The sequence below is a fragment of the Micromonospora sp. ATLC20 genome, assembly GCF_057196585.1.
Window position 1 is genome coordinate 16,774 of record NZ_JBXUOV010000009.1, and the last position, 15,142, is coordinate 31,915.

Below are 15,142 nucleotides of genomic sequence, written 5' to 3' on the forward strand. Positions count from 1 at the left end.
TCAGCCGGTCGCGCCCCGCCCGGCGACCCGGAGGTCTCCGGTGCGCCGCAGCTTCTGCCAGCCCAGCCGGCCGCCGGTCAGCGCGGTGCCGACCGCCTGGAGCAGCACCAGGTACATCACCTGCCGGTAGACGAACTGCTGCAACGGCAGCACCCAGAGCATGCCGAGCTTCTCCCGGTCCAGCCGGAAGGCCAGTACCGCGGTGAGGAACTGGAGCGCGAGCATCGCCAGCCAGGCCACCACCGTGTCGCTGCGGTCCAGGAAGATCAGCCCGTAGATCGCGAGCAGGTCGATCACCGGGGCGGCCAGCGGCAGCAGCACGCCGAACAGCGTCAGGAACGACAGGGACCGGCGGCCGAACCGGCCCGACGGGCCGCTCTCGATCACCGAGCGCCGGTGCTTCCACATCGCCTGCATGGTGCCGTAGCTCCACCGGTACCGCTGCTTCCACAACTGGCCGATGGTGGCCGGCGCCTCGGTCCAGGCGCGGGCGCTCTCCTCGTACACGATGTGCCAGCCGGCGCGGCCGATGGCGATGGTGACGTCGGTGTCCTCGGCCAGCGTGTCGTCGGTCAGACCGCCCACCTGCTCCAGCGCCTGGCGCCGGAACGCGCCGATCGCGCCGGGGACGGTGGGCATGCAGCGCAGCGTCTCGTAGAGGCGGCGGTCGAGGTTGAAGCCGATGACGTACTCGATGTGCTGCCACTTGGCGATCAGGCCGCGCCGGTTGCCGACCTTGACGTTGCCGGCGACCACGCCGACGCGGGGGTCGGCGAACGGCTGGACCAGCCGGCGGACCGAGTCCGGCTCGAAGATCGTGTCGCCGTCGACCATGACGATCAGGTCGTGCCGGGCCAGCGCGACGCCGGTGTTGAGCGCGCTCGGCTTGCCGCCGTTGGGCTTGCGGACGACCCGGACGTTCGGCAGGCGCAGCGCCGCGACGATGTCGGCGGTGCCGTCGGTCGAGCCGTCGTCGACCACCACCACCTCGATGCCGCCGGGGTGGTCACCCAGGGCGAGCGAGCGGACCGCCGCGGCGATGCCCTCCCGCTCGTTGTAAGCGGGCACGATCACCGAGACCGGTCCGGTGACCGGCGGACCCCACGACCAGTCGCGGCGACGGCGGCGGCGGGCGTGCCGTGGGGCCAGGACGAACAGCAGCAGGGTCCGGCCGATCGTGAGCACCCCGACGAGCACGAAGAAGGCGCCGAGCACCCCGAACATGCCGTCGGCGACGCGGACCGCGCCGACCAGGACGTGGCCCCGCAACCGCTCGTCGAGCGTGGCCTGCGTGTGCCCGCCCACCGGGCCCGAGACGCCCGCAGCCGCGAACGTCTGGTTGAGTCCCTCGCTCACAGTGGTGAAGCGGTATCCGCGCTCGAGCAACGCCGGGATGTAGCGGTCCAGCGCGGCCACGGTGCCGGACCGGTCGCCGCCCGCGTCGTGCCAGAGCGCGATCGTGCCGGCCGTCCCGTCCGGCGTGGCGCTGGCGACCATCTCGTCGACCGGGGGCAGCTCCCAGTCCCGGCTGTCGACGTCGTTGACGACGGTGAGGTAGCCCAGCTCGCCGGCCTGCCGCAGCATCGGCCAGTCCCGGTCCGTGTAGGCGTCGGCGCGGGACGAGTACGGGAAGCGCAGCAGCGACGTCCGGACACCTGTGGTGCTGGCGATGGCGAGCTGCGTCTGTGCGTACTCCAGTTCGCGCCGCCACTCCGGCAGCGCGGCGAGGTCGGGATGGGTGAACGTGTGCACGCCCAGCTCGTGCCCCTCGGCCACCAGCCGGCGGGTCACCTCCGGGTTTCTGACGACCTGCGAGCCGATCACGAAGAAGGTGCCCTTCACCTGGTACTTGTCCAGGACGCGCAGCACCTCCGGCGTCCACCGCGGGTCGGGCCCGTCGTCGAAGGTGAGCGCGACGGTGCGCGGCGGCAGGTGGTGCGACTGGGTGCGGCCCTCCGCGCCGACGTTGACGATCGGGCCACCCCCGATCACCGAGCTGGGCACCTCCCGCTGGCTGCCGGGCGTCACCCGGTTGTCGGGTACGAACGCGGCGTTCGTGTACGCCTCGACGACCAGCAGGCCGCCCAGGACGACCACGACCATGATGACCAGGGCCCAGCTCGGCCGGGGCAGGAGACGCCTGCCCCGGAACCGGCGCCGGCCGGCGATGCGGCGGGCGTCCAGGACGACGGTGGGCTGATCACCTGTCGAGGGGCGGCCGGGCCCCTCGTCACTCATCGGTGGGCGCGGCGGGCGCGACAGGCTCGGCGGGCGGGTCGACGACGGACGGCGGGTCGACAGCGGGCGGCGGTGGCACCTCGGCGGTGGGAGCGGTGGGCGGCGCGGTGAGGGTCGGCGCCTGGGTGGCCGGCGGCGCGGTGGGGGCGGGCCGGGTCGGCCGTTGGTACCGAGGGCTCGGCGGGACCGTGGCGTCAGGGGTGACGGAGGTGGCCGGCACCCGCACCGGAGCGGTTCGGACGTCGGTGGGCGCGTCCGGCGTGGGCCCGGTCACCGCGGGCGCGGGCGACGCCGGCGCGTCCGGCGACGGCAGCCGCTGCTCGCTGGTCGGCTCGACGAACGGGATGACGCTGTCCGGGGTGATCGGCCCACCGGCGAAGCTGGCTCCGACCATGACCGTGTAGATCACGCCGGCCGCGCCGGCGCAGTAGGCGAGACGGCGAAGCCGCCGACGTCGCCGCCCGCTCGGATCGACGAAGACGGGGGGCGATTCCGGTACGACGGGAATCAGTGCGGTCGGGCCATCCACGCGGCCAAGTGTAGATGCGAAAAATCCCCACCTTCTCCACCGGGCAGCCGGTGTGACCAGGCAGAACAGGTAACACTGACCTCGATCTTGTAGGTTGGTGCCGTGGCGCGCAGCGTATACCTGACCGGCGTTGGTTCGGGCGGGGGAAAATCAACTGTGGCACTCGGGCTGGCCGAGCTGTTGTCCCGGCAGGTGGAACGGATAGGCGCGTTCCGGCCGCTCGTCGCCGGTGACGGCACCGACCCGATCCTCGCCCTGCTCACCGAGCGGTACCGGATGGATCTGCCGGTCGACGAGCTGTACGGCGCGACGTACGCCGAGGCGAGCGCGCTCGTCGCGGACGGCCGCCGGGAGGAGCTGATCTCCCGGATCGTCACCCGCTACCGGGAGGTCGAGCGCCGCTGCCCGGCGATAGTGGTGGTCGGCAGCGACTTCGCCTACGGCGACGGCACCGGCCCCCGTGAGCTGGCCTTCAACGCCCGGCTGGCGACCGAGTTCGGCAGCGTCGTGGTACCCGTGGTGGACGGGTTCGGGCAGGAGCCCGACGCGATCGCGGCGGCGCTGCGCGGCGCGTACCACGATCTGGTGGACCTCGGCGCGACGGTGATCGCGGCGCTGGCCAACCGCGTGCCGGAGCCGATGACGCTGCCCGAGCTGCCGGTGCCCGCGTACGCGATCCCGGAGGTGCCGACCGTGTCGGCGCCGACGGTGGCCGAGGTGGCGGCGGCGCTGCGCGGCACGGTGCTCACCGGCGACGAGACCGCGCTCGACCGCGACGTGCTCGACTACGTGGTGGGCGCGGCGCACGTGCCGACGCTGCTGGACCACCTCACCGACGGGGCGCTGGTGATCACCCCGGGCGACCGCGCGGACCTGCTGGTGGCGGCCGGCGCCGCGCACGTCGCCGGGCAGGTGTCGCTGGCCGGGCTGGTGCTCACCCTCGGCGAACAGCCCGACCCGCGCACCATGCGCCTGGTCGAGCGGATGAACACCGGGCTGCCCGTGCTGTCGGTGCCCAGCGACAGCTACGACACGGTCTCCGCGTCCAGCCGCATCGAGGGCCGCCCCAGCACCGCCAACCCGCGCAAGGTCGAGGCCGCGCTCGGCGCGTTCGAACGCTGCGTGGACACCGACGACCTGGCCCGTCGGCTGCGGGTCAGCCGGTCCGCACGGGTCACCCCGCTGATGTTCGAGAACGACCTGATCGACAGGGCCCGCGCCCGGCGCCGCCGGCTGGTGCTGCCCGAGGGCGCGGACGAGCGGATCCTGCGCGCGACCGAGGTGCTGCTGCGCCGGGGCGTCGCGGAAATCACCCTGCTCGGCCGCCCGGACGAGATCGCCCGGCGGACCCGGGAACTGGGCGTCGACCTCGGGGACGCCCAGGTCGTCGACCCGGTGACCAGCCCGTGGCGGGACGAGTTCGCCGATGCGTACGCGCAGTTGCGCGCCCACCGCGGCGTCACCGTGGAGCTGGCGCACGACATCGTGGCGCAGCCCAACTACTTCGGCACGATGATGGTGCAGACCGGTCACGCCGACGGCATGGTCTCCGGCGCCACCCACACCACAGCCGCCACCATCCGCCCGGCCTTCGAGATCATCCGGACCGTGCCGGGCGTCTCCGTCGCCTCCAGCGTCTTCTTCATGCTGCTCGCCGACCGGGTGCTGGTGTACGGGGACTGCGCCGTCAACCCCGACCCGGACGCCGACCAGCTCGCCGACATCGCCATCTCGTCGGCCGACACGGCGGCCCGGTTCGGCATCGAGCCGCGGGTGGCGATGCTGTCGTACTCCACCGGCAGCTCCGGCGCGGGCGCCGACGTGGAGAAGGTCGCGGCGGCCACCAAGCTGGTCCGGGAACGGCGGCCCGACCTGCTCGTCGAGGGCCCGATCCAGTACGACGCGGCGATCGACCCGCAGGTGGCGGCCACCAAGCTGCCGGACAGCCCGGTCGCCGGGCGGGCCACGGTGTTCATCTTCCCGGACCTCAACACCGGCAACAACACGTACAAGGCGGTGCAGCGGTCCGCCGGAGCGGTGGCGGTCGGGCCGGTCATGCAGGGCCTGCGGCGGCCGGTAAACGACCTGTCCCGCGGCGCAACCGTGCCGGACATCGTCAACACGGTGGCGATCACCGCCATCCAGGCCGCCGCGGAGGCGTCGGAATGAGCCGCATCCTGGTCCTCAACAGCGGGTCCTCGTCGGTCAAGTACCGGCTGTACGACGGCGACGTAGTCCTGGACAAGGGCACCGTCGAGCGGATCGGCGAACCCGGCGGCGGGCCGGCCGACCACGAGAGCGCCGTCCGGGAGATCATCGGCCGGCTCGACCTGACGGGGCTGTCCGGCGTCGGCCACCGGGTGGTGCACGGCGGGCGGAAGTTCAGCGCGCCGGTACGCATCGACGACGCTGTCGTCGCCGCGATCGAGGACCTGGTGCCGCTGGCGCCGCTGCACAACCCGGCCAACCTGGCCGGCATCCGGGTGGCCCGGGAGGCGCTGCCGGACGTCCCGCAGGTGGCCGTCTTCGACACCGCGTTCCACCACACGCTGCCCGAGGCCGCCGCCACGTACGCGATCGACAAGGCCACCGCCGAGCGGTACGGCGTCCGCCGGTACGGCTTCCACGGCACCTCGCACGCGTACGTCTCGCGGCGCGTCGCCGACCTGCTCGACCGTCCGTACGACCAGCTCAACACCATCACCCTGCACCTGGGCAACGGCGCGAGCGCGTGTGCCGTCCAGGGTGGGCGCAGCGTGGCCACCTCGATGGGCATGTCCCCGCTGGAGGGCCTGGTGATGGGCACCCGCAGCGGCGACCTCGACCCAACAGTCATCTTCCACCTGCGCCGCGAGGGCGGCATGGTCGTGGACGACATCGACGACCTGCTCAACCACCGCAGCGGCCTGCTCGGGCTGACCGGCGTCAACGACATGCGCGAGGTGCTGGCCCGCCGCGACGCCGGTGACCCGGACGCGACGCTGGCGTTCGACGTCTACTGCCGGCGGATCACCGGCTACGTCGGCGCGTACTACGCGCTGCTCGGCCGGGTCGACGCGATCGCGTTCACCGCCGGGGTCGGCGAGCACGCCGCACCGGTCCGGGCGGCCTCGCTGGCCGGGCTGGAGCGGCTGGGCGTCGCCGTCGACCCGGCGCGCAACGACGCCCACGGCGACCGGGTCGTCTCCCCGGACGACGCGGAGGTCGCGGTGCTCGTGGTCGGCACCGACGAGGAGCGGGAGATCGCCCGCGAGACCCGCGAGGTGCTCGGCGTCTGACCGCGTGCGCCCCGGCCTCCCCGCGCGGACCGGGCGGGTCGGACGCGCCGGGCGGGCCGGGGTCAACCCGGTCAACCCGGTCAGCCCAAGGCGATCCAGGCGATCAGGGCGACCACCACGACGGCGGCAACGGCCACACCGGCGATCAGCGGCAGGCGGGACGGCGCCGACGCCGACGCGGCCGGCTCGGGAGAATCGACGAATGCGCGGAACTGCGCGGTGTTGCCACTCGGGTCGGTGTAGTTCTCAGCCATGCGGCTGACCCTAGCGAAGCCCACCGGACCGGTCCGCCCCGCCGGGCCGCCACCTGCGGATCCGGTCGGCGGGATCGGGCAAACCCGGCCACCCGGTGGAGGCGGGAGCCGCCCGGGTGGCGGCGCCGACCGGCCCGGACGGCGGGCGCGGACCGACCGCTCGGCTGCCTACCGTGCAGGTGTGAGGGGGCAGCGGCTGGTCGCCGCGCTGATGACGGCGCTGCTGGCCGGTTGCGGCCCGGCCGTGGCCACGTCCGACCCGGTCCCGGCGAGCGTCGGGCCCGCGCCGGAACGCCCGTACGCGGTGGGGATGCGGCAGTTCACGCTCGACCCGGACGGTAGGCGCCCACTGCCGGTCACCGTCTGGTACCCGGCCACCCCGTCTTCGCCCGGCCCGCCCACGTCTGCTTCCGCCACTGTCTCCGGCTCCCCCCGGGCCGTACCGGCGAGCCCCGGTCCGGCGCGTGGACCGCGCGTCTGGCCGGGGGCCCCGTTCGCCGCCGGACGGTTCCCGGTGGTCCTCTACAGCCACGGACTGCGCAGCCTGCCCGCGTTGCACGCGGCGCTGACCAGCCGCTGGGCCGCCGCCGGGTTCGTGGTGGTCGCGCCCGCCTACCCGCGGACGAACCAGCGCGCCCGCGCGTTCACCCGGGAGGACGTCCGCAACCAGCCCGCCGATGCCTGGCGGCTGATCCGTCACCTGGTCCGGCTGGGCGCCCGCCCCGGCGATCCGCTCGGCGCGCACCTGGCGGTGGACCGGTTCGCCGCCGCCGGGCACTCGGCCGGCGGGCACACCACGCTCGGCATGTTCGCCTCCGGGCAGTCGTCCCCGCTGCGGGCCGGAATCGTGATCGCCGGTGGCCGCATGGTCGCCGGCCCCTCCCGGCCGCTCGCGCCGATGCTGTTCGTGCACGGGAGCGCCGACCGGATCGTGCCGGAGTCGATCGGCCGGGCCGCGTACGCCCGCTGTCTCGGGCCGGCCGCCTTCCTGAGCCTCACCGGTCAGGGCCACGGCGAGTACCTGACACCGGGGCGGCCCGGCTTCCCCCAGGTGCTCGACACCACCACCGACTTCCTGCGCTGGACGCTCTACGCCGACCGCGCCGCCCTGCACCGCCTCCCCACCGACGCCACCGCGCCGGCCACCACCACCTTCACCACCCGAGCCCTCCCCACCTGACGCCCCACCCCCGCCCCTTTGCCCCGTCGATCATGAAGTTGACGGCGTTCGCTGTCCGGTTTGTCGCCGTCAACTTCATGATCGACGCTCCCCCGGGGCGGAGTGGGGTGGGTAGGGTGCCGGGGTGGACAGGCTGGAGGTGCGGCAGCTGGGGGCGATCCGGGAAGTGGTCGACGTCGCCGGCGGGTGCGGGGTGGACGTGTGGCTGCGCGGGGGGTGGGCGATGGACTTCCACCTCGGCGAGGTGACCCGGCCGCACGTCGACGTCGACTGGTACTGCTGGCGGCGCGACGCCGACACGCTGGTCGACCGGCTCGGCGCGCTCGGCTGGCGCCCCGATCCCCGGATGCCCGCCACGACGCAGCTCGACCTGCTGCGCGACGACGTCGAGCTGAGCTTCGCGTACCTCGACCGGGACGCGGACGGCCGGGTGGTCGTCGGCGCCGGACCGTGGGCGGGCACCATCCTGCCGGAGGGGATGCTGGCCGGGCCGCCCGGCCGGATCGGCACGCTAGCGGCACCCGTGATCAGCGTGGCAGCGCAGATCGAGTTCAAGGAGATGTTCCCGGTCTGGATGCCGGAACGCCCGCGCCGGCCCAAGGACGCCGCCGACCTGGCCCGTCTCCGGGCGTCAGCGGGTGGTCACCCGGCGCGCTGACCGGGCCTGTCCGCCGCGATCGCGAGGCACAATCGAGTTCATGCGCCGTCGTCCCGTCGCCCTGCTCACCGCCGCCGTGCTCGGCGCCGCCCTCGCCGGCTGCTCGCAGCAGCCCACCGCCCCGGCCGGGCAGCCCGCTCCCGACGCTCCACCGACAAGTGCCGCGCCGACTCCGCGCGTACCGGCCGGCAAGGCGCCTGCGGAGAGCTTCGCTGTCGGCGTACGCCAGGTGAAGCTGAACCGCGACGGCGACCGGCCGTTGCCGGTGACGCTCTGGTACCCGGCGGCGGGCGCGGCCGGTGGCGGGGTCGAGCGGTCCGCCCCGGCGGCGGACGGGCGGTTCCCGGTGGTGCTGTTCAGCCACGGGCTCAGTGCCCGGCCGGAGGACTACCAGGCGCTGCTGACCCGCTGGGCGGCGGCCGGGTTCGTGGTCGCCGCGCCGCGTTTCCCGCACACCTCCCGGGGCACCGACGGCAACCCACTGGACGTGCTCAACCAGCCGGCCGACGTGTCGTACGTGCTGACCCGGGTGCTCGCGCTCGGTGAGAAGGCGGGCGATCCGCTGCGCGGCCGGCTGGACCCGGAGCGGGTGGCCGCGACCGGGCACAGCGCCGGTGGCGTGACCACTATCGGGCTGTTCACCGCGGGCCGGGACGAGCGGCTGGACGCGGGCATCGTCTTCGCCGGCACCGCGCTCGGTGTGGGTACCGCGTTCGCCGGCGCCGCCGCGCCGCAGCTGTTCGTGCACGGCGAGGCCGACGAGGTGGTGTCGTACGCGGCGGGCAAGGCCGTGTACGACGCGGTGCCGTGGCCGAAGGCGATGCTCAGCCTGCCCAAGGGCGACCACGGCCGGGCGCTGCTCGGCGACGGCAAGGCGCTGGGCGTGGTCGCCGACACCACAGTCGAGTTCCTCCGCTGGACGCTCTACGGCGATCCGGCGGCGAAGAAGCGCCTCCCCGCCGACGCCGCCCGGGGCGGCCTGGCCACCCTGGACGACCGGCTCTGAGACGTCAGGAGGTGTGGTCGACGACCACCTTGCCGAAGACGTCACCGGAGTGCAGCCGGGCGAACGCCTCGGAGATTTCACTGAACGGCACCACCCGGTCGACCACCGGGCGCACCTCGTGCTCGGCGCAGAACGCGAGCAGCTCGGTCAGCTCGTCCGGGGTGCCCATCGACGTGCCGAGGATCTCCAGCTGCATGGCGAAGACCCGGCGCAGGTTGATCTTCGGCTCGTGCCCGGAGGTGGCGCCCGAGACCACGATCCGGGCCGTCGGGGCGGCCGACTTCAGCGAGTGGTCGAAGGTGGCCGCGCCGACCGTCTCGATCACCACGTCGACCCGTTCCGGCAGCCGCGCGCCGGGTTCCAGCGCGGTCGCGCCCAGCTCGGCGATCCGCTCCCGCTTGCCGGCGTCGCGGCTGGTCGCGTACACCCGCTTGCCGAGCGCGACGCCGAGTGCGACAGCCGCGGTGGCCACGCCACCGCCGGCGCCCTGGACCAGCACCGACTCGCCGTCGGCGACCCGGCCCTTGGTGGTCAGCATCCGCCACGCGGTGAGCCAGGCCGTGGGCAGGCACGCCGCGTCGGTCGCCGACAGGCCGTCGGGCAGCGGCAGCAGGTTCATCCGGGGTACGGCGACACGCTCGGCGAACGTGCCCTGGTAGTGCTCGGAGAGGATGGAGACCCCGCGCGGGTCACCTGGAGTGGGCACGACCGGGTAGATGACCACCTCGTTGCCGTCCGGGTCGGTGCCGACCGCGTCGCAGCCGAGGATCATCGGGAGTTGGCCGGCGGTGAGGCCCACACCGCGCAGCGACCAGAGGTCGTGGTGGTTGAGCGAGCTGGCCCGGACCTGCACGGTGACCCAGTCGTCCTGTGGGGCGGTCGGCTCGGGACGGTCGCCGACGGCGAGCGCGGCGAGCGGGTTGTCGGCGTCGAAGGCCGAGGCATAGGCAGCACGCATGATCGGCACGGTAACAAGCTGAGCAGGAGTTAAGAAGGGGCCCTTCCTCTACCGGAGGCGTTGGGAAGGGCCCCTTCCTTACATCTCAGCGGCGCGCGACGCCGTCGCGGCGGGCGGCCTCGGCGACCGCCTCGGCCACCGCCGGGGCGACCCGCGGGTCCAGCGGCGAGGGCACGATCGCGTCGGCGGTGAGCGACTCGGCGACCACGCCGGCGATGGCGTCGGCGGCGGCGACCTTCATCGAGTCGGTGATCCGGGTGGCCCCGGCGTCCAGCGCGCCCCGGAACACACCGGGGAACGCGAGCACGTTGTTGATCTGGTTCGGGTAGTCGCTGCGCCCGGTGGCGACCACCGCCACGTGCCGGGCGGCCACCTCGGGATGCACCTCCGGGGTGGGGTTGGCCAGCGCGAACACGATGCCGCCGGGGGCCATGCCGGCCACCGCCGCCTCCGGGATCTGGCCGCCGGAGACGCCCACGAGCACGTCCGCGTCGCGCAGCGCCTCGGTGATGCCGCCCTGCCGGCCCTCGGCGTTGGTGAGCTCGGCCAGCTCGGCCTTGGTGCCGGTCAGCTCGCGGTGCCGGCCGATGATGCCGCGCGAGTCGCACACCACCACCCGGTCCGGGTCGACGCCGCCGGCGATCAGCATCTTGGTGACCGCCACCCCGGCCGCGCCTGCACCGCTGACCGCCACCCGCAGGTCGCCGAGCTTGCGGTTGAGCAGCGCCGCGGCGTTGCGCAGCGCGGCGAGCACCACGATCGCGGTGCCGTGCTGGTCGTCGTGGAAGACCGGGATGTCCAGCGCCTCGTCGAGCCGGCGCTCCACCTCGAAGCAGCGCGGGGCGCTGATGTCCTCCAGGTTGATCCCGCCGAACGAGGGCGCGAGCGCCTTGACCGTGGCCACGATCTCGTCCACGTCCTGGGTGTCCAGGCAGATCGGCACCGCGTCCACGCCGGCGAACTGCTTGAACAGCACCGCCTTGCCCTCCATCACGGGCAGCGCGGCGCGCGGGCCGATGTTGCCCAGACCGAGTACGGCGGAACCGTCGGTGACCACCGCGACGGTGTGCGACACCCAGGTGTAGGTGTCGGCGAGCGCGGGGTCGGCGGCGATCGCCTCACACACCCGGGCAACCCCCGGGGTGTACGCGAGGGAGAGGTCCTCGCGGCTGGTCAGCGGCACGGTGGAGGCGACTGCCATCTTGCCGCCGACGTGCAGGCGGAAGACGGGATCGGCGGGGTCCGGGGTGGACGAAGACATGGTGACTCCAGGATCTGTCGAGCAGACGGACCGGCCGGCGTGGTCAGCGGTGGTCAGCGACCGGCGGCGCGGCGGTGCGGGGGTCACCCGGGCACTTTTCGAGCATAGTCACGCTTCGGCACCCAGTATGTGAGCGGGGTCATATCCGCTCCGGTCGTTACCCGCCCCTGACTCGTCCCGGACGCGGCCACCAGCGGGCCACCACCCGGCCGCGGACGTCGGCCACCCCGTACGCCCGGGAGTCGTCGGCGACGAACTCGTTGTCGCCGCGCAACCACCATCCGCCGTCGCGCGGTTCCACAGCCCGCTTCACGACGAGCAGGCCGGGACGGGTGCGGAACACCGCGACGACCACGTCACCGGGGCGTACCGCCCGGCCTTTCGTGCGGACCAGCACCGCGTCGCCGTGACGCAGCGTCGGGGCCATGGACGGGCCGGTCACCAGCACCGGCACCAGCGGGCCGTGCAGGACCGGAGGTTCACCGGTGGGCGCCATGTCACCTCCCAGCCCCCGAGGGCGTCTCCAGGAGTAATGTCGTCTTGGATCATCGCAAACAACCCATGGAGGACCCTGATGCGCCTTCCCCGCATCCTCACGCCCCGGGTGACGGCCAGCGCTCACTGCGACCTGCCCTGCGGCGTATACGACCCGGCCCAGGCCCGGATCGAGGCCGAGTCGGTCAAAATGATCTGCGAGAAGTACCAGGCCAACACCGACCCGGAGTTCCGCACCCGCGCCATCCTGATCAAGGAGCAGCGGGCGGAGCTGGTCAAGCACCACCTGTGGGTGCTCTGGACCGACTACTTCAAGCCGCAGCACTTCGAGAAGTACCCGCACCTGCACCAGCTGTTCAACGAGGCCACCAAGCTGGCCGGCGCAGCCGGCGCCAAGGGCGGCACCGACCCGGCCAAGGCCGACGAGCTGCTGGCGAAGATCGACGAGATCTCGAAGATCTTCTGGGAGACCAAGCAGGCGTGACGTCGCCCGACGGCACTCCGACGATCCGGCCGGTACGTCCCGAGGACGTACCGGCCGTCGTCGCCATGGTGCACGAACTCGCCGAGTACGAGCGCGCGCCCGAGCAGTGCCACCTCACCACGGCACAGCTCGACGCGGCGCTGTTCGGCCCGTCCCCGGCGCTGTACGGCCACGTCGCCGTCGACGCCTCGGACCGGCCGATCGGCTTCGCGCTCTGGTTCCTCAACTTCTCCACCTGGGCCGGCGTGCACGGCATCTACCTGGAGGACCTCTACGTCCGCCCGGACGCCCGGGGCACCGGCGCGGGCCGGATGCTGCTCGCCACGCTGGCCTCGATCTGCGTCGAGCGCGGCTACCAGCGCCTGGAGTGGTGGATGATCCACTGGAACCCGGCGGCCCGCTTCTACGCCGCGATCGGCGCCACGCCGATGGACGAGTGGACGCCGTACCGCCTGGCCGGGCCGGCGTTGCACGAGCTAGCCACGCACGCGACCGCCGCGCCCACGCGCCCCGCCCGCTGACCGGGTAGAGTCCCGCACCGGGGGGAGGAGCCGTGACTCAACTGACCGGGCACCCGACGACCGACGACGACGTCGTCCACCTCACCGTGCCCGCCGACGGTGGTTACCTCGGCGTGCTCCGCACCGCCACGGCCGGCCTCGCGGCTCGGCTCCAGTTCGCCCTCGACGAGATCGAGGATCTGCGCATCGCCGTCGACGAGGCGTGCGCCATGCTGCTCGCCATCGCCACCCGCGACGCCGAACTGGAGTGCCGGTTCGCGGTCACCGACGACGCCCTCACCGTCGAGGTGACGGTGCCGACGGTCCGGGGCGCCACGCTGCCGTCCGAGTCGTCGTTCGCCTGGAAGGTGCTGACCGCGCTGACCACCGGGGCGAACGCCCACGCGTCCGGCGGCCGGGCCACCATCTCGCTGCTGACCCGCCGCGCCGGCGTCTACTGACCGACGCGCGGCCACGGCCCCGGCGGCGCTCAGGCGGCCGGCTCGCCGAAACCCAGCGCGCGGTTGGTCGGCCCGCTCACCAGCAGCCCGACCATGCCGATCCCGAGCGCGATCAGCGGCACCCCGAGCCAGCCCATGCCGCCCTCGATCATGAACCAGCCGACCGGCAGCAGCATGAGCTGAAGCACGATGGCCGGCGCGCGGGCCCCGGCACGGCGGCGGGACAGCGCGCCGCCGAGCGCCCAGAGCGCCACCGCGCCGCCGACGGCGAAGACGGTCACCAGCAGCGCCGAGGTCAGATCCGTCGTGTCGGCGGTGAGGTCGGACCAGATGAGCCACACCGCGATCAGCCCCAGCGCCACCGCCTCGGCACGTAGCAGGAGCACCGCGGCGCGCAGCGTGCCGGGGAGCGGGTCGGAGTCGATCGTCACGGGCGCCACGATACCGGTGGGTAGTCGCGGTACAGTGCCGCCCATGCGGGCCGTCCTGGTGGTCAATCCGAAGGCCACCACCACCAGCGAGCGCAGCCGGGACGTGCTGGTCCGGGCGTTGCGCAGTGAAGTCGACCTGTCGGTGCGGTACACCCGCCGGCGGGGCCACGCCATGGACCTGGCCCGGGAGGCCGCCCAGGAGGGCGTCGACCTGGTCGTCACGCTCGGCGGCGACGGCACCGTCAACGAGGTGGTGAACGGGCTGATGGCGGCGGAGCCGCCGACGTTCCGTACCGGACAGACCTCGGCCGAGCGGCTGCCCGCGCTGGCCACCGTGCCGGGCGGTTCGACGAACGTCTTCGCCCGCGCACTCGGGCTGCCCCGGGAGTGGCCGGACGGCACCAGCATGATCCTGGAGGGGCTGCGGCTGGGCCGGTCCCGCACGATCGGGCTGGGCCGGGCCGACGACCGCTACTTCACGTTCTGCGCCGGCTTCGGGCTGGACGCGGCGGTCATCCGCCGGGTGGAGCAGGCCCGCAAGAAGGGGCGCGTCTCCACCCCGGCGCTCTACTTCCGCTCCACCGCGGGTCAGTACTTCGTCGGCTCGGACCGCCGTCACCCGTCGATCACGCTGGAGCGCCCGGGCGAGGCGCCCGCGACGGAGCTGGCCACCGCGATCATCCAGAACACCGCGCCGTGGACCTACCTGGGCGACCGGGAGATCAACCCGAACCCGGAGGCGTCGTTCGACCTGGGGCTCGACGTGCTCGCGTTGCGGCGGCTGCGGGTCGCCAGCACCGCCCGTACGGCGGTGCAGTTCTTCTCGAAGCGACCGGATCCGCACGGCAAGCAGGTGCTGCGGCTGCACGACGTGGCGGAGTTCACGCTGGTCTCGGAGCGCCCGTTGCCGTTCCAGCTCGACGGGGACTACCTCGGCGAGCGGGAGAAAGTCCGATTCACATCCGTACCGGCCGCACTGAGAGTAATCTGCTAGGTCTCGGGTATCCCAGTCGGTTGACGCGGACCCCCCGCCGCGCGGGCGCGGTGGCCGCCACGCCGAGGAAGGGTGCCGGAAATGTCAGCAACGTCACGCAGACCGTACTACATTGATTATCGACTGTGGCACGCCGGGTAACCAGGGCTCTGGCAAACCCGGACAAATGGGTGGTGAGCCCGCTCACTGTTCGGAGTTTTTCCGAGCGCCACCCTTGACATCGCTGTAGTTCGTGAAAGTATTCACAAGCGAACTCGTGTTGCCGGGACATTGCCTGGATATGCTCGTTCGGTTGAGCCGTTCCAGCAGGTCCGGGCACCCCACAGCCTGCTCACGCTGCGCCGAATTGATGGATGCTGACCGTCACCATTCGGCAATGCGGACGCATATAGAAATAGCAACGAAGCGTTATCTG

The 15,142-nt window shown here is 73.1% G+C and carries 16 protein-coding genes; 9 read left to right on the forward strand and 7 right to left on the reverse strand.

Annotation, left to right across the window (positions count from 1 at the left end; all coding sequences use genetic code 11):
* Together AC2CHG_RS03955 and AC2CHG_RS03960 are read right to left on the reverse strand one after the other, a co-directional pair.
* Positions 1-2,238: a bifunctional polysaccharide deacetylase/glycosyltransferase family 2 protein gene (locus AC2CHG_RS03955; protein ID WP_484524167.1), complete on the reverse strand. Its 2,238-nt coding sequence runs from the start codon at positions 2,236-2,238 to the stop codon at positions 1-3.
* On the reverse strand, positions 2,231-2,767 hold the full coding sequence (locus AC2CHG_RS03960) for a hypothetical protein (RefSeq protein WP_194800516.1): 537 nt from the start codon (positions 2,765-2,767) through the stop codon (positions 2,231-2,233). Before AC2CHG_RS03960 ends, AC2CHG_RS03955 begins: the two co-directional genes overlap by 8 nt.
* A 102-nt stretch (positions 2,768-2,869) precedes the next feature.
* On the opposite strand from AC2CHG_RS03960, the gene pta reads away from it, so the two are divergent.
* Together pta and AC2CHG_RS03970 are read left to right on the forward strand one after the other, a co-directional pair.
* The gene (pta, locus tag AC2CHG_RS03965; protein ID WP_484524168.1) at positions 2,870-4,936 is read left to right on the forward strand and encodes a phosphate acetyltransferase; all 2,067 of its coding nucleotides are present in this window, start codon (positions 2,870-2,872) and stop codon (positions 4,934-4,936) included.
* Positions 4,933-6,045: an acetate/propionate family kinase gene (locus tag AC2CHG_RS03970; RefSeq protein ID WP_366622371.1), complete on the forward strand. Its 1,113-nt coding sequence runs from the start codon at positions 4,933-4,935 to the stop codon at positions 6,043-6,045. The genes pta and AC2CHG_RS03970 overlap by 4 nt, the downstream gene beginning before the upstream one ends.
* 80 nt (positions 6,046-6,125) lie before the next feature.
* Here AC2CHG_RS03970 and AC2CHG_RS03975 read toward each other — a convergent pair whose 3' ends face one another.
* A complete protein-coding gene (locus tag AC2CHG_RS03975) occupies positions 6,126-6,299 on the reverse strand; it encodes a hypothetical protein (protein ID WP_262013929.1) in 174 nt (57 codons plus the stop codon).
* A gap of 181 nt (positions 6,300-6,480) precedes the next feature.
* Here AC2CHG_RS03975 and AC2CHG_RS03980 point away from each other — a divergent pair, with 181 nt between their 5' ends.
* The 3 genes from AC2CHG_RS03980 to AC2CHG_RS03990 all read left to right on the forward strand — a co-directional run bounded on the left by AC2CHG_RS03980 (position 6,481) and on the right by AC2CHG_RS03990 (position 9,143).
* Entirely contained in the window at positions 6,481-7,479 is a 999-nt protein-coding gene (locus tag AC2CHG_RS03980) for an alpha/beta hydrolase family protein (RefSeq protein WP_484524169.1), read from the forward strand.
* A gap of 124 nt (positions 7,480-7,603) precedes the next feature.
* A complete protein-coding gene (locus AC2CHG_RS03985) occupies positions 7,604-8,137 on the forward strand; it encodes a nucleotidyltransferase domain-containing protein (protein ID WP_484524170.1) in 534 nt (177 codons plus the stop codon).
* A 40-nt stretch (positions 8,138-8,177) separates the two neighbouring features.
* A complete protein-coding gene (locus tag AC2CHG_RS03990) occupies positions 8,178-9,143 on the forward strand; it encodes an alpha/beta hydrolase family protein (RefSeq protein WP_262013932.1) in 966 nt (321 codons plus the stop codon).
* Between the two features lie 4 nt (positions 9,144-9,147).
* Here the strand turns inward: AC2CHG_RS03990 and AC2CHG_RS03995 are convergent, their stop codons facing one another.
* From AC2CHG_RS03995 to AC2CHG_RS04005, 3 genes are all read right to left on the reverse strand, one after another.
* Positions 9,148-10,110: a zinc-binding dehydrogenase gene (locus tag AC2CHG_RS03995; RefSeq protein ID WP_355512279.1), complete on the reverse strand. Its 963-nt coding sequence runs from the start codon at positions 10,108-10,110 to the stop codon at positions 9,148-9,150.
* Positions 10,111-10,186: 76 nt separating this feature from the next.
* Complete coding sequence (locus AC2CHG_RS04000) at positions 10,187-11,362, reverse strand: NAD(P)-dependent malic enzyme (RefSeq protein ID WP_402807422.1); 1,176 nt, start codon at positions 11,360-11,362, stop codon at positions 10,187-10,189.
* A 157-nt stretch (positions 11,363-11,519) separates the two neighbouring features.
* Positions 11,520-11,858, reverse strand: coding sequence for a S26 family signal peptidase (locus tag AC2CHG_RS04005; protein ID WP_484524171.1), 339 nt, complete (start codon positions 11,856-11,858; stop codon positions 11,520-11,522).
* A gap of 78 nt (positions 11,859-11,936) precedes the next feature.
* Between AC2CHG_RS04005 and sodN the strand changes: the two genes are divergently transcribed.
* Genes sodN through AC2CHG_RS04020 form a run of 3 tightly spaced genes read left to right on the forward strand, consistent with a single transcriptional unit; the run spans position 11,937 to position 13,302 of the window.
* Positions 11,937-12,341, forward strand: coding sequence for a superoxide dismutase, Ni (gene sodN, locus AC2CHG_RS04010; protein ID WP_135241884.1), 405 nt, complete (start codon positions 11,937-11,939; stop codon positions 12,339-12,341).
* On the forward strand, positions 12,338-12,862 hold the full coding sequence (locus tag AC2CHG_RS04015) for a GNAT family N-acetyltransferase (protein WP_262013936.1): 525 nt from the start codon (positions 12,338-12,340) through the stop codon (positions 12,860-12,862). Before sodN ends, AC2CHG_RS04015 begins: the two co-directional genes overlap by 4 nt.
* Before the next feature lie 32 nt (positions 12,863-12,894).
* Positions 12,895-13,302, forward strand: coding sequence for an ATP-binding protein (locus tag AC2CHG_RS04020; RefSeq protein ID WP_013475278.1), 408 nt, complete (start codon positions 12,895-12,897; stop codon positions 13,300-13,302).
* A gap of 29 nt (positions 13,303-13,331) precedes the next feature.
* On the opposite strand, the gene AC2CHG_RS04025 is transcribed toward AC2CHG_RS04020, so the two are convergent.
* A complete protein-coding gene (locus tag AC2CHG_RS04025; RefSeq protein WP_262013938.1) occupies positions 13,332-13,733 on the reverse strand; it encodes a hypothetical protein in 402 nt (133 codons plus the stop codon).
* Positions 13,734-13,776: 43 nt separating this feature from the next.
* Between AC2CHG_RS04025 and AC2CHG_RS04030 the strand changes: the two genes are divergently transcribed.
* Positions 13,777-14,727: a diacylglycerol/lipid kinase family protein gene (locus tag AC2CHG_RS04030; protein WP_135241886.1), complete on the forward strand. Its 951-nt coding sequence runs from the start codon at positions 13,777-13,779 to the stop codon at positions 14,725-14,727.
* Positions 14,728-15,142: the final 415 nt, after the last annotated feature.